General features: G+C 44.9%; 17 protein-coding genes. 9 read left to right on the plus strand and 8 right to left on the minus strand.

From position 1 onward, the window contains the following. Positions 1-345 precede the first annotated feature (345 nt). On the minus strand, positions 346-1,569 hold the full coding sequence (locus QUB06_RS18230; protein WP_333436468.1) for a tetratricopeptide repeat protein: 1,224 nt from the start codon (positions 1,567-1,569) through the stop codon (positions 346-348). Positions 1,570-1,645: 76 nt separating this feature from the next. Between QUB06_RS18230 and QUB06_RS18235 the strand changes: the two genes are divergently transcribed. Further along, complete coding sequence (locus tag QUB06_RS18235) at positions 1,646-2,137, plus strand: WbuC family cupin fold metalloprotein (protein WP_333436469.1); 492 nt, start codon at positions 1,646-1,648, stop codon at positions 2,135-2,137. Positions 2,138-2,267: 130 nt separating this feature from the next. On the opposite strand, the gene QUB06_RS18240 is transcribed toward QUB06_RS18235, so the two are convergent. From QUB06_RS18240 to QUB06_RS18260, 5 genes are all read right to left on the minus strand, one after another. After that, positions 2,268-2,750: a hypothetical protein gene (locus QUB06_RS18240; RefSeq protein ID WP_333436470.1), complete on the minus strand. Its 483-nt coding sequence runs from the start codon at positions 2,748-2,750 to the stop codon at positions 2,268-2,270. A 322-nt stretch (positions 2,751-3,072) separates the two neighbouring features. Next, positions 3,073-4,881 carry a PAS domain-containing sensor histidine kinase gene (locus QUB06_RS18245; RefSeq protein ID WP_333436471.1) on the minus strand — a complete coding sequence of 603 codons (1,809 nt, stop codon included), beginning with the start codon at positions 4,879-4,881 and terminating at the stop codon, positions 3,073-3,075. Positions 4,882-4,915: 34 nt separating this feature from the next. Beyond that, positions 4,916-8,089 carry a sensor histidine kinase gene (locus tag QUB06_RS18250; protein ID WP_445251396.1) on the minus strand — a complete coding sequence of 1,058 codons (3,174 nt, stop codon included), beginning with the start codon at positions 8,087-8,089 and terminating at the stop codon, positions 4,916-4,918. Between the two features lie 33 nt (positions 8,090-8,122). Next, positions 8,123-8,305, minus strand: a complete 183-nt coding sequence (locus QUB06_RS18255) for a hypothetical protein (protein WP_333436473.1) — start codon at positions 8,303-8,305, stop codon at positions 8,123-8,125. Further along, a complete protein-coding gene (locus tag QUB06_RS18260; RefSeq protein ID WP_333436474.1) occupies positions 8,280-9,911 on the minus strand; it encodes a serine/threonine-protein kinase in 1,632 nt (543 codons plus the stop codon). Before QUB06_RS18260 ends, QUB06_RS18255 begins: the two co-directional genes overlap by 26 nt. A 532-nt stretch (positions 9,912-10,443) precedes the next feature. Between QUB06_RS18260 and pheT the strand changes: the two genes are divergently transcribed. Beyond that, a complete protein-coding gene (gene pheT / locus QUB06_RS18265) occupies positions 10,444-12,888 on the plus strand; it encodes a phenylalanine--tRNA ligase subunit beta (protein WP_333436475.1) in 2,445 nt (814 codons plus the stop codon). 156 nt (positions 12,889-13,044) lie between these two features. Here pheT and QUB06_RS18270 read toward each other — a convergent pair whose 3' ends face one another. Then, positions 13,045-13,614 carry a Uma2 family endonuclease gene (locus QUB06_RS18270; protein ID WP_333436476.1) on the minus strand — a complete coding sequence of 190 codons (570 nt, stop codon included), beginning with the start codon at positions 13,612-13,614 and terminating at the stop codon, positions 13,045-13,047. A 164-nt stretch (positions 13,615-13,778) separates the two neighbouring features. On the opposite strand from QUB06_RS18270, the gene QUB06_RS18275 reads away from it, so the two are divergent. Genes QUB06_RS18275 through QUB06_RS18285 form a run of 3 tightly spaced genes read left to right on the plus strand, consistent with a single transcriptional unit; the run spans position 13,779 to position 20,750 of the window. Beyond that, the gene (locus QUB06_RS18275) at positions 13,779-14,048 is read left to right on the plus strand and encodes a YciI family protein (RefSeq protein WP_333436477.1); all 270 of its coding nucleotides are present in this window, start codon (positions 13,779-13,781) and stop codon (positions 14,046-14,048) included. A gap of 13 nt (positions 14,049-14,061) precedes the next feature. Further along, positions 14,062-17,094 (plus strand): hypothetical protein, encoded by a 3,033-nt coding sequence (locus QUB06_RS18280; RefSeq protein WP_333436478.1) that lies wholly within the window; start codon positions 14,062-14,064, stop codon positions 17,092-17,094. Continuing rightward, complete coding sequence (locus QUB06_RS18285) at positions 17,091-20,750, plus strand: helicase-related protein (RefSeq protein WP_333436479.1); 3,660 nt, start codon at positions 17,091-17,093, stop codon at positions 20,748-20,750. The genes QUB06_RS18280 and QUB06_RS18285 overlap by 4 nt, the downstream gene beginning before the upstream one ends. A 187-nt stretch (positions 20,751-20,937) precedes the next feature. On the opposite strand, the gene QUB06_RS18290 is transcribed toward QUB06_RS18285, so the two are convergent. Beyond that, positions 20,938-22,173: a metal ABC transporter substrate-binding protein gene (locus QUB06_RS18290; RefSeq protein ID WP_445251395.1), complete on the minus strand. Its 1,236-nt coding sequence runs from the start codon at positions 22,171-22,173 to the stop codon at positions 20,938-20,940. 102 nt (positions 22,174-22,275) lie between these two features. Here QUB06_RS18290 and QUB06_RS18295 point away from each other — a divergent pair, with 102 nt between their 5' ends. The 4 genes from QUB06_RS18295 to QUB06_RS18310 all read left to right on the plus strand — a co-directional run bounded on the left by QUB06_RS18295 (position 22,276) and on the right by QUB06_RS18310 (position 24,872). Continuing rightward, positions 22,276-23,085: a metal ABC transporter ATP-binding protein gene (locus QUB06_RS18295; protein WP_333436480.1), complete on the plus strand. Its 810-nt coding sequence runs from the start codon at positions 22,276-22,278 to the stop codon at positions 23,083-23,085. 140 nt (positions 23,086-23,225) lie between these two features. Continuing rightward, on the plus strand, positions 23,226-24,122 hold the full coding sequence (locus tag QUB06_RS18300; RefSeq protein WP_333436481.1) for a metal ABC transporter permease: 897 nt from the start codon (positions 23,226-23,228) through the stop codon (positions 24,120-24,122). 72 nt (positions 24,123-24,194) lie between these two features. Beyond that, entirely contained in the window at positions 24,195-24,401 is a 207-nt protein-coding gene (locus QUB06_RS18305; RefSeq protein ID WP_333436482.1) for a hypothetical protein, read from the plus strand. 12 nt (positions 24,402-24,413) lie between these two features. Then, a complete protein-coding gene (locus QUB06_RS18310; RefSeq protein WP_333436483.1) occupies positions 24,414-24,872 on the plus strand; it encodes a peroxiredoxin in 459 nt (152 codons plus the stop codon). Positions 24,873-25,199 lie beyond the last annotated feature (327 nt).

A 25,199-nucleotide genomic window follows, 5' to 3' on the forward strand; every position in this document is an offset into this window, starting at 1 on the left:
TAGTAAATTCGAGTTCACTGTTGACGGTTGACTGTTCACGGTTCACTGTTCACGGCGTCAACCGTCAACCGTCAACCGTCAACATCATTCCGGTGTAACGGGAAATGATATAAGTAGGTAGGCACAAATAAACCTTGCTGTATAACCGAATGTACAACTGCCCGAACCGAAAGCCAATAGCTTCGTTTCACTCGCTTTTGACTACTTAAAGCAGATTCCACGTTTATGAAGTACCCCCGCCTATCGTTCTATCCCCGTAGGGAAAAGGCGAAAACCTTTGTCCCTATACTTCATAAACGTGGAATAGGCTGTAGGTATTTTCCCACTCACTCTACTAAGTTCCGCTCAATTAATCAACTGCTTGAATGCCTCATGTTCGCGAATTTTTTCTAAATCAGCTTCACTTTTTGCCAACTCTTTACACACATTCGGGTTGAGATTGAGGGCGCGCTTTAAATTTTCAATTGCTAATTCAATTTTACCTTGTAGGGCATAACATCGGGCTTTGTTGTACCAAATTCTGTAAAAATCAGGTCGAATTTTAGCAGCATTGTCGTAGGAAGCGATCGCAGCTTCGTATTTTTGCAATTTGGAGAGTGCCACGCCTCGATTGTTCCAAGCGTCAGTATAATCATTTTTAACTTGTAGGGCTTGATTGTAAGAAATTACTGCTTGTTCGTACTCCTGCATTTTGGAAAAAGCAACGCCTCGGTTGTTCCAAGCATCGGCATAATCGGGTTTGGCTTGAATTGCTTGTTCGTAACAGTCGATCGCCTCCTGGTACTTCTGCAACTCCAACAATACCACGCCTCGATTGTTCCAAGCATCGGGATAATTCGGACGAATTGTAGTAGCTTGTTCGTAAGACGCGATCGCCTCTGGATACCGCTGCATTCTCGTGAGCACTACTCCTCGGTTATTCCAAGTATCGGCTAAATCCGGCTGAATTTGCAGGGCCTGATCGTAAGCCGCGATCGCATCTTGATAACGGTTTTCAAAGAAACAAGCATCTCCCTGTTTAGCATAGTCGCTGGCCGTCAATAGCTGTTGGTAATTGCCATAGTTAACCGGAGCAAATTCTTGAATTTGGGCGTCGGGAAATAACAAGTCTGTTTCTGCATCGGCCGCGTGACTTTGGTGTTGAATTTCGCCTAAGATACTTTCAGCGTCCGAAATTAATAGTTTTAATTGAGAGATTGTATCGTAATGGAGACTTTCAATTTCTTGGCGGGCAATTGTTGTCTGCTTGGACAATTTACTCAACAGAAACCAAACCCCGACTCCGGCTGCTGTCGGAAACAAAGTTAGGGCAAATATCAGCCCGTTCAGCAGTACCGCCGTGCGCCCAAAAGCAATGTCAACTTCTTCTTGAACTCGATCGCGAATTTCTTCTTTAAGTTGCTGCTGTGAGAATTGCTGCTGAACCAACAGTGCCGCCCTCGGTTCAGTCGCAGAAACGGTACTGGCGCAGACTAGAATAGTCAAAAGGGCGATCGGGCTAATACTTTTTCTAAAGATACTTGACAAACGCATTGCCTTAGTGATACGCACCTGAGTTGCGATTTCCATGTGTCAAGAGATGCTGATAACGATGATCCCAGACTAGCCCATTTGTTCACAAACTATTAAATACAGGATATCTGTTGTGCACTCCCCTCCGATCAAATTGCTGACGCAAGAATTGCTAGACGAAGTTGCCACTTCCTCCCGCCGCAGTCCCCGCCAGCGACAAAACTACAATTTCCATGATTTGTCTGAAAAAGTGCAGCGGTTTGTCAACGTGCTGCAACCGGGGACTTATGTCCGGCCTCACCAACACCTGCGCCCGCCTGCAGTTAACGGTTTTGAGTTTTTCGTAGTGATTCAAGGAGAAGTGGGTATTGTTATTTTGAACGAAAACGGTCAAATCCTGCGATCGTTGCGAGTCAGCGCGGCCGGCCCGACTCGCGCTGTCGAACTGCCAGAGGGCACTATTCACACGTTAGTAGCTTTGACACCGGATACTGTGATTTTGGAGTTTAAGGAAGGGCCTTACGACGTGGGGGCTGATAAAGACTTTTTGGCAAGTTTTCCTGCGGAGGGAACTGCGGCGGCGCGAGAATTAGTCCTGATTTGGGAAGCGGAATTTAACACTTGACTAATGAGTGTTGACAGTTGGCTGTTGACTGTTGACAGTTGGCTGTTGACTGTTGACTGTTGACTGTTGACTGTTAAGAACCTAAAATCTAAAATCTAAAATCTAAAATCTAAAATCGATCGGCTGATTACTAAGGACTGATGAATCTAATTGTCGTCATCCGATTGTATAAATCCGGGGCGGTGCGAATGATTTTTCTCAGGAGATCATCAGTCACCCAAAAGACGAGGGGAAACGAAAATGTTTTGCTGAATTCACTGCATAATAGGTTGGTAGAAACGAGCAATCTATCGATCGTCTCTACTGATTCCAAACCGAGGAGCATTAAAGCTGGAGGCTGTTCCCCGTCTATTTCTGCTGCGATTGTCCTGTAGAGAGTTGTAGCCGATTTGGGCAAAAACAGTTGCCGCGGTTTCACGGGACAATTTACTTGCAGGCGATCGACTATTTGCTGCCGCAAAGGCAGCGAGTTGCAGTTGACTAAAACGAAAGAAAAGTAACCTTGGGAAAGACGGAGCGTCCGAATTAAAGTGGATAACGACCGCTCGTTATATTTAGCTGCATCGTCTTTAGCTGTATTTTCTGAGCTTTGCTCGACCAACATAAATTGCATATTTTTTATCTAGTTTTAGAGATTTTCTAGATTAAATGATGTTTCTAAAGAAAATGTGAAGATATGAAATTTATTTTTCCTTGGAAAACATTTTGGTAAATATACCACGGTTTTAAGTTAATATCAATAGTCCGCTCGAAATAGTCCGATCTACTGATTTGGCTTGAACCACTCAAAAAGCACCTGCGACGGCACAACACAAGTATAGCCGCAGCAAGAAGGAAGAAGGCAGAAGCATATTTCGCAAGGGTTTCCGCAATTAAGAACGTTCTTAATATATGACACGATTGCTAGATTAAATGTAATTTAAAATACCAAAAAATTACCGAAAATTCTCAGCCAGCGGCAAAGTAAACCAAAAACTTGCCCCAGCACCGGGAGTGCTAATTACCCCTATTTGGCCGCCGTGAGCATTAATAATTTGCCGACAAAGATATAGACCCAAACCCAAACCGACGGAGTGTCGGGATTCATAACCCCTAACGTAAAGGTCAAAAAGATGTTCGCACTGTTCCGGCAATATTCCCGCCCCGTCATCTTCCACGGTACAGTAAATCATCCTACTTCCGGGATTGGGGATTGGGGATTGGGGATTGGTAATGGGGGATTGTGGATTGGTAATCGGTAATTTGTCGATGTCTTGTTTGGCTCTCCTTTGATTTATAGTTAATTTTTCAGCCTTGATTACTTGAGCCGAAACTGTTAAGTTCAGTCCCGGAAAATTGTGTTTCAAAGCATTAGCAATTAAATTCGACAACACGCGCCACAACTGAGTTTTGTCAGCATTCACGGCTGGCAAATCATCCGGCACTAAATTTTTAAAAGTAGCTTTACCCTCATTCATTAAAGGCTCCAAATCGGTTGCAGCAGCTTCAACTATCGCCCTCAAGTTAACCGATTCGCAGTGCAGAACCAAACCGCGCAATTCCCCGGCGTGAACTTCCAACAGCGAATTTATCAAGCGCAACTGCTGCTCGCTACCTTGAATCATTCGCTCCAAAACAGAACGGGGAATTGCGATCGAATCCCCAGGTTTCGTCTGCCAATTTTTCAGCACCATTAACATTCCCGCTACCGGGTTTCGCAAGTCGTGAGAAAGAGCGTGGATAAACAGCCGCAGCGATTCTTGTGCCTGTTTGCGCTGCGTGATATCCTCAATTAAACCCTCATAATAAAGCACAGCGCCGCTGCTGTCCCGTACCGCCCGCGCCTTCTCAGAAATCCAGACAATACTGCCGTCTGAACGGTAAATTTTAGATTCAAAATCCGATACTGTGCCGCTTTTCTCGATCGATCGCAAAAACTCATTTCTGCGAGCCGGATCGACGTACAACTGCCGCTCAATATCCGTAAACTTTGCCGTCACTTCTTCCGGGGAATCGCAGCCGTAAATCCGCGCTAAAGCTGGGTTTGCAGTAATGTAGCGGCCGTCGGGAGTGCTTTGAAAAATTCCCTCGCCGGCATTCTCAAAAATGCTGCGGTACTTCGCTTCCGCCACCTCCAACTGCTGGTAAGCAGATTCCAACTCACGCCTGGTACTAAACTCTTTCCGTTGCAGACATTCGTACCAATAAACAGACAAGTCGCAAATCAAACAAAACCAAAACAAATATAAGTACAACCCGGTCAACTTAAAAGGAGTATACTTAGCAAAACTTAGATTTAAAACCAAATTTATCCCGACGTGGCAACACAAAACGCCGAGTTGAGAAATCAGGTGGAGACGCCAGCGGACGGGCATCACCGTAGCTTGGATCAGAAACGCTAAACTCCAGGTAAAAATTGGTAATTCCCCGGCTTGTGCGACAGCTAGCCCAAGCTGTACAACCACCGTCAGCGACCACGAAAAAGCCAAAAATAGCAAACCGGGATAGCGCTGTCCGAAGGAGGTTTTTTGCAACACAAAACAGGTCAACAAACCCAGTTCTACAGCAGCGCTCGTGTACAAATAAACACTTTTAAACTCCTGGCGAGCGAAGAATCTTTCGCCTAGAAAATAGACCGTTATTGTGAAGGCAAAAAAGATTGCAATTCCGACTGCAGGGCGCAGCCGCTCTCGGAGGAAGCGATCGCGCCACACCTCGTAAACCGTTAATGCCTGAACTGATTTTGCATTGCCCAAATAGTTCATACCATTTTAGATTTTAGATTTTAGATTTTAGATTTTAGATTGACAAAGATCGATCGTCCGAGTTGACAGCAGGTAGCGAAAACCAGAAAGTCGAACCACCTCCGGGAGTGCTTTCGACGCCGATCGACCCGCCGTGAGCTTTGATAATTTGCTTGGAGAGGTACAATCCCAAACCCAGCCCTGTTAATTGTCGGCTATTAGGGTCTTGAACGTAAAGTTCAAACAGAGATTCCCGCTGTTTGGCGCTGATTCCCACTCCATTATCTGTTACAGTACAGCGAACCATTTTTACGGTAACTCCGGGCAATTTGCTGCCGATATTGGCAATTTGCCCCTGATAGCGAGGCATTTTGCCACTGCAGTCGAGGTTAAATTTGGCCAGGGTTTCCTGATTTTTCTGGGTGGTCTCGCCTATCCTAGGACGATCGCCCCCAGAAGATATCCGGTTAGCGATACAGCGGGCGAGCTGAGTATTTTGAGATGTTAAAACCTGTGAGTTTCCTTCAAAATTTAGCGTTTTTTCAACTTCTATTACTTCGGCTTTAAAAGCGATATTGACTCCCGGATGATTGTGTTTGATAGCATTAGTCAACAGATTTTCCAACACCCGCTGCAAGTGTTTGCTGTCGCCATAGACTCTCGGCAAATCCGTCGGTATTTCCTGAGTCAAAGTTGCTTGGTTTTTGGCCAGCATCGGTTCTAAATCGCCAACAATTGCTGAAGTTAAAGACTGTAAGTGCAGCGGTACAGTATTGAGAACAATACCTTTGACCTCGCTAGCGTGAGCGTCGAGCAGGGAATTAACCATAGTCAACTGGTGTTCGCTGCCCTGAACGATCCGCTCCAAAATCGATCGAGAAACCGGAACATCTTGTAGAGAATCAGAGGCCGATTTGTTGAGCAAATTTTTCAGCAGTATTAACATTCCCATAACTGGAGTGCGGAGATTGTGAGAAACTGCGTGCAAAAATAGGTCTTTCAGGCGGTTGCTTTCTTGCAACTCGTGCATTTTTTGCTGTAGTTGGTGGGTGCGTTCCTCGACTTGAGATTCCAAGTTGGCATTGAGAGCTTTTACCTGCTGCAAAAGTTGGGCTTGCTGTAGAGCGATCGCCACTTGGGTAGCGAGTTTTTCCAACAAATCAATTTCAAATTCCTGCCACTGGCGGGGCCCCGAACACTGGTTGACGGCCAAGATCCCGAACAATTCATCCCCCAGGAAGATCGGCACATTTAACGTCGCGCGAATTTGATAGTCGCTGTACAATTGGGCAATTGGAACGCTGAGTTGAACGCTAGCAGAATCGGAGATAGATCGGACGCGGTTGTTAGCATAAAAAGTTTTCTGGCTTTCGAGATGATTCTCGTCAGCGAGTACCCACCCCAAAAGAGAACGGCATTGGGCATCCACAGACTCGGCCACAACCTTACCGTACACCGGGCTAGGAAGATTTACCCCGTCCGCCTCCACAATACCGATGAAAGCGCGGTCTGCCTTGAAAAATTGCCGGACTTCGGCAACAGTAGTGTTGAGAATTTCTTCGAGGTCGAGGGAGTTGCGAATTCGCAGGGCGATTTCTGAGAGCAAGCGATCGCGATCGGAGGACGCCCGCAAAGCGGTTTCCGCGCGGTGGCGTTCGGTAACGTCTTGGACTGTGGCGGCGATCGCCCCTGACTCAATTGCCGACTGTTCGCAGACAGTGCGTTCGGAGCCATCTGCCAGCACAATTCGGTAGTTAATGCAATAGGCTTTGCGCTCCAACATAGCTTGGCGCTGCGATCGCGCCACCAATTCTCGGTCTTCTGGATGTACAGCTTGCAAAAAAACTTCTGGTGTCGGTTTGACAGTTCCAGGAGCAAAACCCAAGAGGCGGTAAAGTTCGTTTGACCACCGCAATTCGATATTAGATATATGATGTTCTGCGGATTCTTCGCAGTTGTCAGTTGCTGTGAGGGCGGCGCAATTTAAATCCCAATTTCCCAAGTGAGCGATGCGCTGAGCGTTGGCTAAACTAGCTTCGCGATCGCGCAGCATGGCTGCCGTGCGGCGCACCTCCACCAGCGCTTGCTGGCGTTCTGCTACGGCGGCGGCCAACATCAGAGCCACAAGGGCGATCGTACCGGTAAAAGCTTGTAAAAATAAAACCGCCTGTTTGAGATTATCGCTTTTGGCCAAAAACGGGCCGCCTCCCTGTACTGCTCCCCAAATCGCGATGTAAGAGACGATCGAATAAGCAAAAATCGCTCCCGCCGGTTGAAACCGCAGGGCAGCCCAAACGATCAGAGGAAAAGGCAGATACTCCAGCGGATACTGAGCGATCGCGGCTTGTGTTTTTGAGCAAAAAAACAGCCAGCTCACGCTCAGCAAGAGAGTCAGCCAGAGCGCTATTTCTGAATAATTAATGATTAAAAATAGAAGATTATAGCGGTTTTCAGGTGCAGGAAATCTCCTGGGATAATTTGTAACTTGTGATTGAGAATTTTGCCATTTAAAAAATGGTTTTAAACTTGAAATAATCCGAGATTGTCTCTCACCTCTTACACCATTATCAAGAACAGGCAAGATGCCTGTTTCACAAGAAAATTCATCTCTTGTGGAACAGGCATCTTGCCTGTTCCTAAACAAGTAATTGAGAATAGTGAAAGCTCTCAGTTTTAGTGGAAATTTAAAACTGTTAACGGCGTGGTTCAAAGTCAGCAGCACAGGCGTCACGAGCAAAATTCCCATGCCGTCTCCGAGCCACGTAGTCCAGCAGTTGCCAGAGAAATTGCTCCACTGAGCCCAACCAAAAATGCACGTTCCCAAGTTGCCGAGGATAGAGCCGAGGAAAGTAGACCCGATGACAGCGCCCGCTACTAAAGCCAGAACATCTCGCAATCGATCGAGTTTAGTAGAAAATCCGCTCCAAGTCAGTAAAGCCTCTCCAGCCAGCGCTTGCAGGGTGACGCTAAAGGCAGATGTGGCAATCACAGCCGACGGTACACCGCCGGTAGAGTTTAACAGCACTGAACCGAGGACAATTCCCGGCCACATCCGTCGCCCTTGCAGTAGCAGTGCCGCTAGAGCAATACCGGCGGGCGGCCACACGGGGGAGGCTTCTGCTTTCACCAGTCCCAGCATCGACGCTGCGAGTTTTCCGGTAACAAAGTAGGCCAGCGCCAGGATGCCGGTGTACAAAAGCGTTCGAGTGCGGCGGTTGAGCAGTTTCATGTTGAGTGCGATCGAATCCTCCATTCCTAGTTTTTAATTTAGGCGGCTTTGGGGCGATCGAACTTCCTCCTGACGACTCACCTGACTGGGGGAGTGGGAGAGTGGGAGAGGGGGAGAGAGGGAGAGTGGGAGAGTGGGAGAGTGGGAGCATTTTTTCTTCTTCCTTCTTCCTTCTTCCTTCTTCCTTCTATTAAAATCCAAAACTCCGCTTACCATCCGGCTTAACAGTAAGCCAATTGGTCTTTGCCATTGCCAGTTGTTCCTCAGAAACTGTAGCGTTGGTAAGATTCGCCCCGCACAAATTTGCTCCCCGCAAATTCGCCTTAGTCAAATAAGCCCCCGTCAAGTCAGCACCTCGGAAATCCGCGCCCTCAAAATTAGCAGTGCTGCAATAAGCCTCAGTCAAATTCGCATCTCGCAAATTCGCCTGAAGTAACCGCGCGTGACCCAAATTAGCCCCCGACAAATCCGCTCCTTGCAAATTTGCCTTCACCAACCTAGCCTGATAAAAATTACTTCCCGCTAACTGCAATTTTTGCAGTTGTAGGCCAGACAGTTCGCAGTCAGCAAAATCGCGCTTGCCTTTAAAATATGCCGCTCGCAAGCTGTTGGTGTCCCATTTAGGAGCAACTTTCGATACCTTTGACGCTGCTAAATTGCCGCTAGAATGTCCAACCGTTCCGAAAGTTCTGCCGGACTCAGCCAGAGTCCGGGAAACTCTGGGTTGCATCCCTGTGTTCCCAGATTGGCCGAAGGAAGTTCTACCAGTGCGGGTGTAGTTCGATCGTAAATCGTGATTAATTTTGCTCTCAGGCCGTGACCACGAAGAACCCTCGTCATTAAATATTGTCGGTTCTTCAACTGCACGAGAAGAGCCGTTGAATTGAGTTGCCAAGCCATCGACAAGACTTGGGTCTTCAAATTCGCCAGAGAGAGCTCTGAGGACATCTGCTGCTGATTGGAAGCGGTGGCCAACCATCGGCTTGAGCATTTTTTCTAGAATCCGCGCAAAATTTGGGCTCACCTGAACGTGGGGCTGCCAAACAATTTCGCCGGTTACTCCATCAAAATCTAAATCTTTGGGTGATTTTCCTGTCAGCAAGTACAAGCAAGTCATCCCCACCGCGTAGATGTCGCTGGCAAATATCGGCCGCAGCGCCATTTGTTCCGGGGGAGCAAAACTAAATGTGCCGACTGAAAATTTCGTGTTGGCGCTTTGGTCGGCGGGGTCTAATAATATTGTTTGGCTAACTTGGTCTTTTACCGCTCCGAAATCAATCAGAACTAAGTGCCCGTCTTGAACTCGGCGAATAATATTTGCCGGTTTGATGTCTCGGTGAATTACTCCTTGGCTGTGGATATATTGTACTACTGGCAGAATTTCTAATAGAAAATTTTTAACATCCGATTCGTTGAAACGGCCTGAGTGCTTGACTTCTTGTTTCAAAGTCGAGCCTTTAACATACTCTTGAACTAAGTAAAATTGCTGTTCCGTTTCAAAATAGTCTAGCAGCCTCGGTACTTGCGGGTGGTCGCCCAGTTGGCCGAGGGTTTTTGCCTCTCGCTTGAATAATTCCCGCGCCATTTCTAAAACTCGCGGCGACGAACTACTGGGTCGCAGTTGCTTGACCACGCAACTCGGTTGACCGGGCAATGAGATGTCTTTTGCCAGAAATGTAGCTCCAAAACCTCCTTGTCCTAACGGTTCAATGACTCGGTAGCGAGCGCGCAGCAATAACCGCGCACCGCAAGTCTGACACTGAAGAATAGAGTCAGCAGGGTTTTGAGGATGGGGACAGCCCGGATTTACGCAGTAGCTCATATTGATTGAGTTTGCCTATGTGGTTCTGATCTTGTCAGCGTCGCTCGACTGCACAAATTGCCTGTTCCTGCTTCTGGTAGACATACTAATCTATCAGTTGTCGGCTGGCCGTGCGTCCGATTGCGAATTGGAATTGCACCTAAGTCTTTTAGGTCGATATCTTTTCCCTATTTTGATTATCTCGCTGCTGTGAGTTTTTTCCGTTGATTATCCTTGAAGATAGTTTAAAGACTTGCTAAAGTTGTGCTTTTTTGTGTAAAGTCTTTCTAAACTTAGGTGCTTTTTGCGTTGTTAGATGTTTCTAGCATACCTCATTATCGGAATGAGAATGCTACTTATCCCTAGTAGCCATCCACCTTTGGGCAGGTCCCTAGTTTTTACTGATGTGTACCCTAACAGTATTGACAAATTTAAATTAGTATGCTATGAAAAGCTTTCCCCAATAAATTCTGGGACTCAAAAATCGTAGCCGATTGGCGCCGACTAATGACTAATAACTACAGAGCACTGACAACTAACTACTGACTAAATTATGCGTATTTCTCTAAACTGGCTGCAGGAATTGGTGGATGTGGCGATCTCCCCGGAAGAATTAGCCGAAACCCTAACAATGGCAGGCTTTGAAGTTGAAGAAATCGAAGACCGCCGCCCTTGGGCAAGCGGTGTAGTTTTGGGCAAAATCATCGCCTGCGAACAGCATCCGAATGCAGACAAATTGAGAGTTTGTCAAGTGGATGTGGGCTCCTCAGAAGCTTTGAATATTGTTTGCGGCGCACCGAACGCTAGGGCAGACATTTACGTGCCTGTCGCTGTTGTCGGAACTTTTCTGCCGACTATTGATTTAAAGATTAAACCTGCTAAATTGCGGGGCGTTCCTTCCGAAGGAATGATTTGCTCTCTGGCGGAATTGGGACTGGCGAAAGAGTCAGCCGGCATTCACATTTTTGACTTAGAAAATCCCGAATTGGGCAGCGATATTCGCCCACTTTTGGGTTTAGACGATGTGATTTTAGACTTGACAGCAACTGCCAACCGTGCTGACGCTTTGAGCATGGTGGGTGTAGCGCGGGAAGTGGCGGCGCTGACTGGGGCAAGTTTGAGAATTCCCGAAGCGAATGGTGTTGCGATTGAGGGCAAAGAAAGTCCTGGTTTGGCAGTAGAAATATCGGAACCGCAAGGATGCCCGATTTACATCGGCACGGCAATTGAAGGTGTGAAAATTGCTGCTTCTCCAGCTTGGTTGCAGCAGCGGTTGCAGGCGGCGGGAGTGCGGCCGATCAATAATGTGGTTGACGTGACTAATTACATTTTATTGGAATGGGGTCAGCCACTGCACGCTTTCGATCGCGATCGCCTGCAATCTTTCACGGGTACTCAAGATATCAGCATCGGCGTCCGCTTTGCCAAAACAGGGGAGTCCTTCAAAACTTTGGACGGACAAAACCGCAATTTGCAAGCTCAAAATCTGTTAATTACTGCTAGCGACAAACCTGTAGCTTTGGCTGGGGTAATGGGTGGCGAAGACACGGAAGTTCACGCAGGAACGCAAAATTTAGTCTTGGAAGCCGCGATTTTTGACCAGGCAACGATTCGCCGTTCTGCGCGCGCTCAAGGCTTGCGGAGCGAGGCATCTATCCGCTACGAGCGGGGGGTGAATCAGGCGGCTTTGACCACTGCCTGCAACCGCGCTGTATCCCTAATTTTGGAGTTGGCTGGAGGCACTGCGACGGTGCAGAAAACGGCGAGTTCGGGCGAGGATTTGAGTTTTTCGCGATCGCTCGAATTGCGTTTAGACCGAGTAAATCTGGTTTTAGGGCAGTTGAAAAGAGGAGAAACGGGCGGTTCTAAATATCTGGAACCGGAAGAGGTAAAAAATATTCTGACAGCTTTGGGATGCGAAGTTGTTCCAACGGAAAAAGAGCGGGTTTGGAATGTGACTGTGCCTCCTTACCGTTACCGGGATTTAGAAAGGGAAATCGATTTAATTGAAGAAGTTGCCAGACTCCACGGTTATGACAATTTCTGCGATACTTTGCCCAGCAAAACGGAACCCGGTTATCTGTCGCCGGAATACGCAGCAATTCGGAATGTGCGATCGGCTTTTCGGGCGGCCGGGTTGACGGAGTTGATGCACTATTCTTTGGTGAAAACTGAGGGAGACAATCAGGTTGTACTGGCGAATCCGCTGTTTGTGGAGTATTCGGCTTTGCGGACAGAAATGCTGTCGGGTTTGATTGATGCTTTCCAGTACAATTTGGAACAGGGAAATGGGGCGCTAAACGGTTTTGAAGTCGGCCGCATTTTCTGGAAAGATGGGGATGCAATGAAGGAAGCCGATGCAGTGGCGGGGATTATCGGCGGCGATCCGACTGTGTGGAAATGGCAGCAGGGAGGGCGCGATCGACCTTTGAGTTGGTTTGAGGCAAAAGGTATCTTGGAAAGCGCGTTTCAGGAGTTGGGTTTGTCGGTGGAATATCAAAGCGATTCCTCAAATACACGCTTGCATCCGGGCCGCACCGCTGCGTTATCGTTAAACGGGAAACATTTAGGAGTTTTCGGACAGTTGCACCCGCAATTGCAGCAAGAAAAGGATTTGCCTGAGCAGGTTTACGTGTTTCAATTAGATTTAGCGGTGCTGTTGGGTGAATTAGGGCGATCGAACCACTTAACTCGCAAATTCGCTGGTTATTCGAGTTTCCCCGCTTCTGACAGAGACATTGCATTTTTCGCACCGGTTGAAGTTCCGGTTGTAGATATGCAGAGTGCGATGAAAAAGGCGGCGGGTAGTTTGCTGGATTCGGTGGAACTGTTCGACGAATATCGGGGCGACAACGTGCCGGCGGGACAGCGGAGTTTGGCTTTTCGGTTAGTTTACCGCGCGGGCGATCGAACTTTGAGCGAAACCGATGTCGAACCAGCCCAACAAAAAGTCCGCGATGTCCTAGTTGAAAAATTCGGCGTCAGCCTAAGAAGCTAATTGTAGGGGCGGTGCTAAAAGTGCCGGCCCTCTCTCGACTTCTTACACGCAAAGACTAAGAAACCGGGTTTCTTCCAAGATGTACCGCCATCAACCAACTATTAACAGAGAAACCTGGTTTCTGCGGCCAAGCGAGTCCTAAATTTGTTGAACAAGTTAATAAGTTAACGGCCGCAACATCTCCCGCACAAAAAAAGAACAATCAGGAAACCGCAAAAGAGAAATACTATCACCATCCGCAAGAATCACCCGACTTTGATAACCATTCTGACTCGGTTCTCGAAAAACGTGGAGTTGCCGATTATTCACATCCAAAACCCAATAATCAGTAATTCCCGACTCAGCATAAATTTTCGCTTTAATCCCGCAATCCGTTCTCAGCGTAGTATCCGCAACTTCAATAATCAGATAAATTTCTGAAGGAATTGGATGGTGGTCTTCATAGTAAAGTGGATCTGGTATAACTACAGAAATATCCGGTTCAGGTTGCGAGTAATTATTCATCCGAACCGGGTCTTGCAGCCGCACCACAACCCGCTCTCCTAAACGGTTATTCAGTAATATCTTCGTGCGCGCAATCGCCGCACCGTGAGCTGTTCCCTTTGCTGCCCTATTTACTATCTGTCCTGCTAGTAATTCCACCCGTTCATCTTCGTCAAAAATACCAATTTCCGTCATCCGGTCATATTCATGAACAGTCAGCAGCCGAATATCTAATAAAGTCATAGTAACCTCCTTCTCTCTAACAAACCTCTCTCTTCTTCCCCTCTCTTCCTCAGCGACCTCTGCGCCCTCTGCGGTTCACTAATTTTATCTTAAAAACTTTTGTTAAATCCTGCTACTCTTATTGTACAATAACTTTTAAACAAATTCATCCAAGGCTCAAAACCGTGACCAAATATGTAATGTGGGGAAGTTACTGCGAAGACGTTCTAGAAAAACGCGCTCCCTTTCGAGACGCTCATTTGGCCGGACTTGCCAAACAAAAAGAATCGGGTGTGTTAAGTACGATCGGGCCAACGAAAGATTTAACAAAAGTTTTTGCAATTTACGAAGCTGAAGATGAGGCGCAGGTGCGACAATTGGTGGAAGGCGATCCTTATTGGGTAAATGGGGTTTGGACTGAGTACGACGTGAAAGAGTGGATTCAAGCTTTTTGAAGGGGTTAACAGGGTGAACAGCTTAACATTGGGTAACAGCGATTTAGTTCCAGTTGACTATGGCGATTTGCTGGCCAAGATTTTAGAAGTTTTGCAGGGAAACAATCCGTTTAGCGTTTCGGGCGATTCCCGTCGTTTGTTAATAGATATTGATGCGGTAGCAGCTCAAATAGCCACTTCGCAGGTGTTGCCGCCTTTGGGTTCTTGTGAACGTCAAGCACATTCTGCTACAGTCAATTTTCCGGCGGAAGTTGAAACTCGATTTGGCAGTCAAATTAGACAAATTAGAGAACATTTGCGACAACATTTAGCATCTGTTGTGGGAGGGAATGATGCTATTGAAAATTTCGTAGGTAGCTTAATTGAGCCACTAGAATCACAGTGTTTTCAGGGAAATGGTACCGACTTAGGTTTTAAATACGATTTTGCCAAATCCTCTCCTACCTTAGCAAAAAAGAAGCTAACATTGCACCGCCCCAATACTGTTGGGACATTGGCAATTTTGAAGCTGCATAAATTGACGATTGCTGTGCGAGATTCAGACATCTTTCAGCAACAACTGAAGGAGGGTTTAGAGAATTACATTAATGAAAATGCTGACACTGAAAGTGATAAACAAGAACTGCATCATCGTCTTGATGAGATGGTTAAAGATAAAAATTCTGATTTCCACAAATTGCTCAAACTTGTAGACAAAGAAACTCTAGGGAAGCTCAAAAAAGAAGCTAAAATTACCTACTTGGAGTACCTGCTAGAACACATCCGCACTAACAGCACAGATAGTGTTGGTATCATCTACTTAGAAGACTTGATCCGGCGGATTAGGTTGCTCGAAGCATACATTGGCGATGGCACTAGAGAAGATGGATATTATAATGTCAATTATGCCGGTGTCTCAGTTAATTATCAAGATATGTTTTCGAGAGCAGAAGTTTTAGATGCGCTTCCCATCATTCCGATTGTAGCAGGTTATTTAGGAGAAACCACAGACACCCCTCTGAGCGAACGTAAATATATTTTCGGTTTAAAACTAAAATTTGGTAACGAAGTTCAATCCCGCGGCGGTGAACCTGTATTTGATTATAACCTGAATTTGCTCAATCCTGAAAGCGATGAACACAAAGCAGAATTAGCGGATAGTTACACTAGCGAAACATTCATTCGCAAAGTATTGAAAATAGCATTACTGTACTATTTTGTATTTGCTTCTCACAGCAATCCTTTAGCACCGGATTATAACCCTGATTCTGAACTAACTTACGATCCGAAACAAAGGTTTGAATCAGTCATTTCTGTACTGCGAGGTTCGGATGAAGAAAAGAAAAAGGCGATATTTAGAGGTCTCAAAAGAGGGCTGTATGAATATAATATTGAAGTTAAAATAAACCATCTCAAGCAATTATTAAAAAACTTTATAGATAGGCAGACAATTTTGCCAAGTCGCACAGAACCGCGACATATCAGCGTCAAAAGAGGTATTTTAGAAGACATCGATAATACTTTAACTACTGGTCGATTTTTTAATGATGTCCTGCAACGAAATCCCAAAGAATCACTTCAGTATATCGCCGTCGAACAATCTAGCATCAACGAAACAGCTATCTGTCAGCTACCAGTCACTATGACAATCGAAGATGTCCGCTATTTCCCTACTGATGAATTCCAAAATTTCAGCATAGAATATAACATTAACGGCATCGATGCTTTGCCTGTAATGTGGGTTCCACAAACTATGATGAGTGTATATAGCAGCAGTTTTTGCGAACAGTATAAGTTGCTGTTGTTTCGTTATAACAATAAACGTTTAGACAGCAAGGACGGTTTGAAATCGGATGCAGCTTTTGTTTACAAATTTGCTGTTTCGCTACTGTCTTATATTAGCCTAGAAATATTGTTGAATAAAGCGAAAAAGAATTTGTTTATTCCGATGGTGAGACTTCACGAAGGCGACCACAATAACCCTTCTCCGTCGGAAAAGTTTATGGCTAACATTTCCAAAACATTGTCTCATCTTTTTAGTGAAAAATACCGATCGACTTCTCAAGGGTTTCGCATCAAGGGAAAACCAAATGGTTACAGTATCCGCAACGGTTTGAGTTCCCTGTATTCAATATTGCCTAAAAAGTTTAAATTTCGGAATGTTCCACTATCTCCAGAGTTGGACAATTTAGCAATTATTGTCGTATCAAGTTGCGAAAGCGATGCAAGAAAAGGTAATAGCGATCGCTTTCAGAGAAAAACTTGTTTGTTAGGCGAAGTTGCGGGAATTAAACGCCTATCAGAGGATACAATTCAAGTCGGAATGCTAAAAACTTTGTCAGAAAACTACAGCGTTCAACACCTTTACAGTCAGCCATCTATTCTAGAAGATACTGTCAGCCAGCTATATAAATATGGATATCGCAATTTCCTGTATATTGCACAAGCACCTTATACAAGCACACTACACATTACCCAGACTGATGAAGACGATCAATTGTTTTTTATGTCAAAAAAGCTCATCCAAACTTTGAAAGGAGATCGGCAAGATATCAAGATTTATCCGGTATTTTTTGATAAATATTACGTCCGCAGTCCTAAAGAACACAAGGGAGAATCTTTCTACATTCAGGATACAATGGAACTGGAAGGTTTATCAAAAGATCCTAGTCAACAGGCTGTGATGTTTTTTAATCTGTTTAATGGCATCAAAGTAGATCAGCAGGGACAAAAAAACTTTTACAACGGTGTTATTTCTTACTCGACACTGTTGAATATATATGAAGGCATTCTGGATGACCAAGATATTCGCCAAGGCTTGATGTACGATGGTGAAATTAAAGATACTTTACTGCACTATTTAACCATCTTCCACTTTTCTAGGTATGAAGCCCGTCAACATATTAGTTTGAAACTCGATCCCTACGCTCATATTATCGGCGATGATTCAGTTGGTACTTTATCTGTATTTAGTCATGGAGGCGGGAATGCTGAGTTTAACTCGCTGGCTTTTTTGAATAAGGTAAGAGAAGTATTAAATGTCACTAAGGGAAGTACACAATTATGATAAGTGAAGATTTTGGGCGGCTGTTTGAGGTAGGCTTCAATATCGGGATTCTCGCATATATTCAGCGGGAAAATTTAAGTCACAATTTTGGTGATTCCTACCGTCTGGATTTGCAGAGGCTCAAATTGCCAAAGATGACGGCGGAAATCGTCAGGGAAGCCAATCTGCTGGCTAGTTTAGATGCTGAAATCGTTGAAAAATGGAGTTTGTTCTTTGTCCAAAAAGGTTTTTTGGGTGGGTTGAATTTTTTTCGGGAGTACGTCAAATCTACTGGCTGGAATTTGCAGCGGTTGGAAATTGTGTATTGTCAGTGCAGTTTTAGTGATGCTAACAGTATCAGAACCTATAACAAGAGTGATAAAGAAGGGTTTAAAGAGTTATTGTCTCAGTTGACACCTGCCAAACTTAGTTTATCAGATGATGAGATTAACTCGTACATCCGCCGCTACTCGAAAAAGGGTGAGTTTTTGCAGGCTGATACGCTGATGCTGTTACAGTATGGAAATGATTTTAGAATTCTCTGCGTTGATTTGTCTGTGTTTTCTCCGACGCTAGCTCCAAAGCCGGAGGATATCAATGAAATAGAGGTGATCCGAAAATATTTGATCAGAGAAATTAGCTATTTGCGATCGAAAAGTGTTTTTTCTAATCTGCGGATGGATACCAGCACTTTAGGTGTGGATTTCTCGGAGGATTTAAAACGCTTTTTTACAGCTTTTAAGTATAAGGATAAGGAAAGTGCTAAGCTGATTCAGGCGGGTAGCTACGCTCACAGCTTCTATGGATTTTTGCAACAAACAGGTATAATTTCAAGTGATTCTGAGGTTTTGTTTAATGTGGTTGGTTATGGCGATCGCAATATTAGCGCTATTTCCCTACGCCAGGACAAAATTAACTTATTAGCAACTTGTGCCCAAATTTACCAGAATGAAGCGAAAGGTAAAGAGATTAGCGATGCTCGCACCGAAGTTTTAAAGGTTATTCAACTCAACGCGGCTCGCAGTTTCAAAGACGGCAGAAAGTTTGTTGATTCTCTGTTAGGAATTGGAAAAAATGTCACTGAACCTGTACCTCATACAGAACGGATAGACGATTTTGTTAATTCAATAGATATTATATCAGATAAACTGGCAGATGACTTGCAAATTTCTCGCGGATTAGACTTGCGAAATGCTCACGCTGAATTGATTGTGAAAGCACTGCAATCTGATGAAACTTATATCTTTTTGACGGGTAATCCGGGAATTGGGAAAACAACTGCCATCGCCAATTTCCTCAAAAGCCATATCGACGACGGTTTCTTATTCCTCTACGTCAGTCCCCGCAAGCAAGTAAACTTGGATATTATCGAAAAATTCCAAGATAAAAATACGGGTTTGCTGTGCAACGATCGATTATTTTGTATCAACACTAACGCCGATATCATCAAAAGCAATTCAGGACACTGTACCGTCAAGTACGCATCAAATAAATATCGCGAAGATTTGACAAAAAAAACTGTTCGCTTCCTCAAGGATGATTCAGAAATTCGGAGGACGGAATATCATCAATCAGAACTTGAAAAAAAGGGAGAAACATTAATTAAACCCATTAATCCCAAAGGAAATGGAGTGCTTAAGAGCATTTGCGAAGGTATATACGCGCTGATAAATTGCCAGGTATCTAATAATATCGTAGCTACCGTTTCTATTCAATCGGTGAAGATGAAAGAAAACCGACAAAATACCCTAGAGCATTTAGAGAAAATTTTTCAAGATACTTACAATAAACGGGACAAACGGGTCATTCCCGCTAAGATGCAAGAAATATCCAGTCGCATCAAACATATTTTCATTATGATAGATGAAATTACGGGAGATGATGGTGGCGTTGAGTTTTTAGCCGGAATTGCCAAGATTGTCAAAAAACATGAGTTGCACAAGCGAGAACACGGCTTTAATACTAAAATTATTGTCGCAGATGCTTCGATTGTGGACTGCGATGTGATTAAACAACACCTTGATAACACGTCACCGGAACCGGACAAAATCTATTTTAAAAAGTTAGCGAAAGATTCGGAAGAAATTCAACCTTTACAAGTCATTCCTTTTAACTTTAACAATCTAGCTGCAAAGGTGATTAATGCGAATTCCTACCCCGCGCGCAGTTTAGAGATAACTTATAAGGTATTTGTCGAAACTGTTAAATACAGTGAAAATGCGCCTTTAAAACAGAATAGTAATTTAGTAAAGCGGGTACAATTTGAAATAATTGAGGATATCAATCAGCGATTAGCCATCCCCGGTGTGGAACAAATTATAGTATACATTCAGAACAAGCAAAGATTGGCAGAATTAATTGAAAAAATTAAAGATAGTCGCGAAAAGTTTGAGCCTTTCACCGGTTATCTGGAAATTCACGCGAATATCTCAGAAGAGGAGAAAGAAAAAATACACAAATACAAAAATACAGCTAAAGTAATCTTTATGACTGCATCGGGAAGTCGTGGACTTTCTTTCCCGAAAACTAAGCATATTTTAGTTGATATTGCTCACTTCCAGATTGAGAAAAATCTGATGGAAGTGATACAGGTGATTTATCGGGGACGCGGAGAATATGACAACGGTAAAACCCTTGATGGTGAAGACAAAGAATTGGTTTTTTACCTATCTGATACCGCAGTTTATTACGCTGATGATGCGGAACTTTCCCTGCAAGAAAGCAAATTGAGTTTGTTGAATTTACTGCTAATTCTCAAGACTGCGGTGATGACGCGAATTTCGGGATACGGTTATTTAGGTAGGGATAAGTTTTTGATGATTCCGATTGGCGGAAAGTCGGTTTCCGCAGTAGGGGATACTTTTAGCAGCAAAATGGCTGCTCTAATTAAGACGTTAAAGAGCGAAAGCCAGCGAGGAAATATGTTGTTTAAGGAGGTTTATACGAGTCTGGAACAGCTTTTGGGTCGCGGGGAGTTTGTTTTGACAAATTCTGATAAGTCTCGTCAAAAGGGCGATTCTTACCTGGAAATGCGGGATGATTTTAATCGTAAGTTTTTGGAGAAGTGTAATCCGCTGGATGGTTTGTTGAGCTATGATAATTTAGAACTCGGTCATGTTTGCGGTAGTTTGTTGATCGTACCTCTAGCCGATCGCACTTTGGTAGAAACATACCAGATACGGCTTCATCGAGAAATTAAGGAATGTCTAGAAAAGAAGTTGCTGCACAAAATGCGTCTAATTAGGGATAGCGATTCGTCCCCGGAGAATGTAATATCGGCAATTAGAGGAGGTGCGATCGAGCTTTTGCAATTTCTCAACGGCGATGTGGAGAAAACTCAGTATTTTGAAGAGCAGAGTCAGCAGTTCGATCGCTATTATGCCATACCGCTGTTTGCTTTTGTCAGCGGGGAGGAGATGCAGGAGTATTTTGCTGACAGCCAACTGGAAGAACCGGAAGATAGGCGGTTTCGGGATATTTTGTCGGCTTATGTGCGATCGATCTATCCCATAGACAGTGTAATGCCGATCGGACACAAGTATCGAGACTTCCCATTTATCGTGTTTAGAAGCTACAGTTTAGAACAAAGCAGAGAAAAAATTTTTACAGATAAATATCTTTTAAGTTCCAACGAATTGAACGTGCTCAATTTAATTTTGTCAAAACAGATAAACTAGACCTCTTGCATTCCCAAGCTTTCAATTCCTTCAATAATCTGCGTTAATCTGTGTTTATCTGCCTTACATCTGCGGTTTCTGCATCAATCAAAGACTTATGCAATGCAAGCCTACTGAAACTTGTAGGCTGCGTCAGCTAGCTGTCACCCCGCAGAGAAAATAAAACTCTTCCGGGGCACCATACTTGCTACTTGCTAACTTCAAAAGGCGTGGATTTTCCCCCCAAAGCTTCGACGATGGTGCGAGTATTAGCCGACATCATTTTCACATAAGAATCCCCCTCGCTTCCGGGCGCCCCAATCGAATCCGAATAAAGTTGCTGCGCCGCCAATTTCACCCCCGCTTCCTCCGCCACTGTTCTAATCAGTTGCGGGTTAATTGTAGTCTCGGCAAAAATAGCAGGAACTCCCGCAGCTTTCACCGATTCTACTAACTTTTGCACCGTTTGAGCGCTCGGCTGTTCCTCCGTACTAATCCCGATCAAACTGTCAGCAATTCCCAATCCGTAAATGCGGCTGTAATATTGAAAAGCATCATGAGTTGTGACTAATTTGCGCTGATTTTCTGGAATGGTTTTAATCTCTTGTTCGATCCAACTATCCAAACGTTTTAACTCTTCAGTAAGTTTCACAGCATTCTGCGTAAACTTCTCCCTATCTTCCGGCGACAGTTCGATTAGCGCATCCCGAATCGCTTCCACCATTTGAACTACATTTTCCACATTTCCCCAAACGTGCGGATCGGGTACTGTATTGCCTTCTTTATTCAGTAGCAAAGGCTTGACAACTTCCCCCACTGCTAATTTCCGCGCCTTAATTCCGGCGGCATTCATCATCCTAATTAATCCCGGTTCCAAATTGTAACCGTTATACAAAATTAAGTTAGCTTTTTCTAAAGCTTGAGAATCTTTTGGCACCGGTTCGTAAACGTGAGGATCGGTTCCCGGCTGCAAAATTCCTGTTAGCTGAACTTCGCCACCCGCTACTCGATCGGTCAAATCCTCAATAATTGTGCTGGTAGCAACTACCTTGGGTTTAGCATCTGCCTCTGGAGAGAGGCGATCGCCCTGAGTTTGAGCGCAACTAAATAAACCCACAGTCAAAATACCGCAGGCAATACTTCTAATCCAAAATACCTTGGACTTGTCCAATCCAGGGCGGGCGGTTTCAATCCCCGACTCGCCGCTAAACTCCCCTTGATAGGATTGCTTCACAATTGTCGTTGGTTTTAACTCACCTTTTGCACTCTTCTCCACCACAGGCAAGATGCCTGTTTCACCATGATTCAATATTCTGGTGTGATGGGCGAATAGCCCGCCCCGATCGCGATCGTTGAGAATGGTGGAAGATATAAGCTTTAACCTACTTGAGATTTTCGCCACAAAACCTATGGTTTGAGGGGTTTCCAGCTTGGACTGTCGCATTATCTACCTCTGGTGCGTTCCCGATTATTCCTATTTACCGATGATTTCATATTCTTTTCATTTTTACAGTAAACTTAATAAAAAGGAGATAGAGTCACCGCAATGAATACCGCCGCCTTCCCCAACGAGAATCCTTGGTCTAAAATGGTTTGCCACCTCAAAGACAGCGCTACCGACACTGAAATTATCACTGTTAAGCACTTAGCAGTAAACTACCGCACGGTAGAGGCACTTAAAGATATCAGTCTTTCCGTCAAACCGGGAAGGCTGACGGGTATTATTGGGCCCAACGGTGCCGGCAAAAGCACCCTGATCAAAGCAATGTTGGGCTTAATTCCGGCAGCTCGCGGCACTGTTACTTGGGGCGAAGAAGCGATCGCCGATCGACTCGAAACAGTAGCCTACGTGCCCCAGCGATCGCAAATTGACTGGAACTACCCCGCCACCGTTTGGGATGTCGTGATGATGGGAAGAGTCAGAAAAGCCGGATGGTTTCGCCGCTTTTCGGCAGCTAGCCGCCGCACCGCTGCCGATGCCTTAGAAAGAGTAGGCATGACTGCTTACAAAGACAGACCGATCGGACAACTTTCCGGCGGACAGCAACAGCGAGTATTTCTAGCGAGAGCATTAGCCCAAGAAGCCGCTATTTTCTGCTTTGACGAGCCGTTTGTCGGCGTTGACCAAAAAACTCAAAATATCATTTTCGACATCTTCCACCAGCTAGCAAATGCCGGGAAAATCGTCTTAGTAGTCAACCACGACTTAGGCGAATCAATTACCAATTTTGACGATTTAATTTTGCTGAATACAGAATTGATTGCCGCTGGTTCCCGCCAAGAAGTGCTAACCCAAGAAAACCTTTACCGCGCCTACGGCGGACAAGTAATGTTTTTTGCCGGACAAGCCGCTTAATTAGCTAACAGTCATTAATCTACGAGTTACGGTGTTGAACTCAGTTTCTTGGGTAATATTGGGTTTGACAACGATCGATCTCCCATTAAACCCGGTTGCTTTGGTTGTTAGTCATTAGTTAACTGTGATGTTATAATTTTATGCTACAAACCTTAATTGAGCCGTTGCAGTACGGATTCATGCAGCGATCGCTCATAATTGCCATTCTCGTCGGCATCGTCTGCGCGATCGTCGGCAGCTACCTAATGGTACAGCGGCTGGCCTTGCTTGGAGACGCCATCAGCCACTCGGTTTTGCCCGGATTGGCGATCGCATTTATCCTCGGAGCAAATATCTTTATCGGCGCGTTCATTGCCGGAGTTTTGAGTACAGTAATCATAGCTTGGATCAAAGCTCGATCGACAATCAAAGAAGACGCGGCAATGGGCATCGTATTTTCAGCCTTCTTCGCCCTCGGCATCACCCTAATTACGATCGTCCAAAAAGACAACAAAATCGACCTCAACCACTTTCTTTTCGGCAACATCCTCGGCGTTACTGTCGAAGATGCGATCGACACAGCCGTCATAGTCGCCGTAGTCTTATTAGTTGTAGTAGTCTTTTACAAAGAACTGCTATTCTACACATTCGATCCATTAGGAGCACAAGCCACAGGTTTGCCAGTAAACCTGCTCAACTTTGGATTGATGGTACTAATCGCCCTCACAATAGTTGCCAGCCTCAAAGCCGTTGGCGTAGTGCTAGTCTTGTCCCTATTAATTACACCTGCAAGTACCGCCTATCTCCTAGTCACTCGCCTCCACCAAGTCATGATTTTAGGCGCAATAATCGGAGTTATTTCCAGCATTAGCGGAATGTATCTCAGCTACTTTTATAACTTGCCATCCGGGCCAGCAATAGTTTTAGTTGCATCGGGATTCTTTGTGTTATCATTGCTGTTCAGTCCCACTCAAGGAATCCTCACCCAGCCACGCACACACTCCGGCCAAATTCCTCCAATCTGGCGGGAATTAAAAAATTTAACTAAAGGCCGATAACAACTAACTTTGTGGTAACGATTCAGCGCTGCCCCTCCACTTTTCAATAACAATCTGCGTTAATCAGCGTTCATGTGCGGTTCAAAAAAGCCTCTCGAATTAATCCGCGTAACTGTGAATCGTCGGCTGCATCCAGATTGTGTAAAAAGGGGTTTTTTTAGCAGTGCGAGAAAGCAAAAATCGGAGGCTGTCGAATTGGGCGATCGCACCTACGAACTATTCGTCACAAAAGACAGTACAATAACAAAAGTTAAATTTTCACGCAAACAGCTCTACTAAGTTAAAAAAAACATGACCGTCAAAGTAGGAGACACCGCACCCGATTTTACCTTACCATCTCAAACTGGCACATCAGTCAGCCTCAAAGATTTTAAAGGTAAAAAAAACGTCATAGTCTACTTTTACCCCAAAGACGACACACCCGGATGCACAACCCAAGCTTGCGCTTTTCGAGATAGTTACGAAGTCTTCAAAGACGCAGGTGCAGAAGTTATAGGAATTAGCGAAGATTCGCAACAATCGCACCAGCAATTTTCGGCAAAATATCAGCTACCCTTTACACTGCTGAGCGATACTGGCAACAAAGTGCGGCAATTATACGGAGTTCCAGCTACCCTGTGGATTATGCCCGGTAGAGTAACTTATGTCATTGACAAAGAAGGCATTGTCAAGCATATTTTTGACTCCATGTTAGACTTTAAAGCACACGTTGCAGAAGCACTCAAAACTTTAGAAGCTATCAAAAGTTAGATGGATTTGCTTAAATATATTGTTGGTAGTGAGGACGAAAGTAATCAGGGCTGTTTCGGGGCAACCACGGGGGGATTGCCCCTACGGAAAACCAGGATTTTGTAGGGGCGGTGCCCCCGTGCCCGCCCCCAGCCACAGATGATTTCAGGGGAATTTCAGGCATCGGGGCAACCACGGGGGGTTTGCCCCTACAAGAAAATGAAACCGCCCTGCGAAAGTCCTCATGCCTCCTTGTCTAAAAAACAAGAAAATAGGACTTACGCATTGACAAAAAACATTATCTATGTATTCTAGACTCTAACATCATTGCTAAGGTTCGCCAAAATA

The organism is Microcoleus sp. D2_18a_D3 (genome assembly GCF_036702455.1).
In the GTDB taxonomy this organism is placed as follows: Bacteria; Cyanobacteriota; Cyanobacteriia; order Cyanobacteriales; family Microcoleaceae; genus Microcoleus.

What these genes read in the sequence shown, in the direction of transcription:
- QUB06_RS18230 (WP_333436468.1), bottom strand. Translation starts at nt 1,569, where the DNA reads ATGGAAATCGCAACTCAGGTGCGTATCACTAAGGCAATGCGTTTGTCA.
- QUB06_RS18240 (WP_333436470.1), bottom strand. Translation starts at nt 2,750, where the DNA reads ATGCAATTTATGTTGGTCGAGCAAAGCTCAGAAAATACAGCTAAAGAC.
- QUB06_RS18245 (WP_333436471.1), bottom strand. Translation starts at nt 4,881, where the DNA reads ATGAACTATTTGGGCAATGCAAAATCAGTTCAGGCATTAACGGTTTAC.
- QUB06_RS18250 (WP_445251396.1), bottom strand. Translation starts at nt 8,089, where the DNA reads ATGAAACTGCTCAACCGCCGCACTCGAACGCTTTTGTACACCGGCATC.
- QUB06_RS18255 (WP_333436473.1), bottom strand. Translation starts at nt 8,305, where the DNA reads ATGGTAAGCGGAGTTTTGGATTTTAATAGAAGGAAGAAGGAAGAAGGA.
- QUB06_RS18260 (WP_333436474.1), bottom strand. Translation starts at nt 9,911, where the DNA reads ATGAGCTACTGCGTAAATCCGGGCTGTCCCCATCCTCAAAACCCTGCT.
- pheT (WP_333436475.1), top strand. Translation starts at nt 10,444, where the DNA reads ATGCGTATTTCTCTAAACTGGCTGCAGGAATTGGTGGATGTGGCGATC.
- QUB06_RS18270 (WP_333436476.1), bottom strand. Translation starts at nt 13,614, where the DNA reads ATGACTTTATTAGATATTCGGCTGCTGACTGTTCATGAATATGACCGG.
- QUB06_RS18285 (WP_333436479.1), top strand. Translation starts at nt 17,091, where the DNA reads ATGATAAGTGAAGATTTTGGGCGGCTGTTTGAGGTAGGCTTCAATATC.
- QUB06_RS18290 (WP_445251395.1), bottom strand. Translation starts at nt 22,173, where the DNA reads ATGCGACAGTCCAAGCTGGAAACCCCTCAAACCATAGGTTTTGTGGCG.
- QUB06_RS18295 (WP_333436480.1), top strand. Translation starts at nt 22,276, where the DNA reads ATGAATACCGCCGCCTTCCCCAACGAGAATCCTTGGTCTAAAATGGTT.
- QUB06_RS18300 (WP_333436481.1), top strand. Translation starts at nt 23,226, where the DNA reads ATGCTACAAACCTTAATTGAGCCGTTGCAGTACGGATTCATGCAGCGA.
- QUB06_RS18305 (WP_333436482.1), top strand. Translation starts at nt 24,195, where the DNA reads ATGTGCGGTTCAAAAAAGCCTCTCGAATTAATCCGCGTAACTGTGAAT.
- QUB06_RS18310 (WP_333436483.1), top strand. Translation starts at nt 24,414, where the DNA reads ATGACCGTCAAAGTAGGAGACACCGCACCCGATTTTACCTTACCATCT.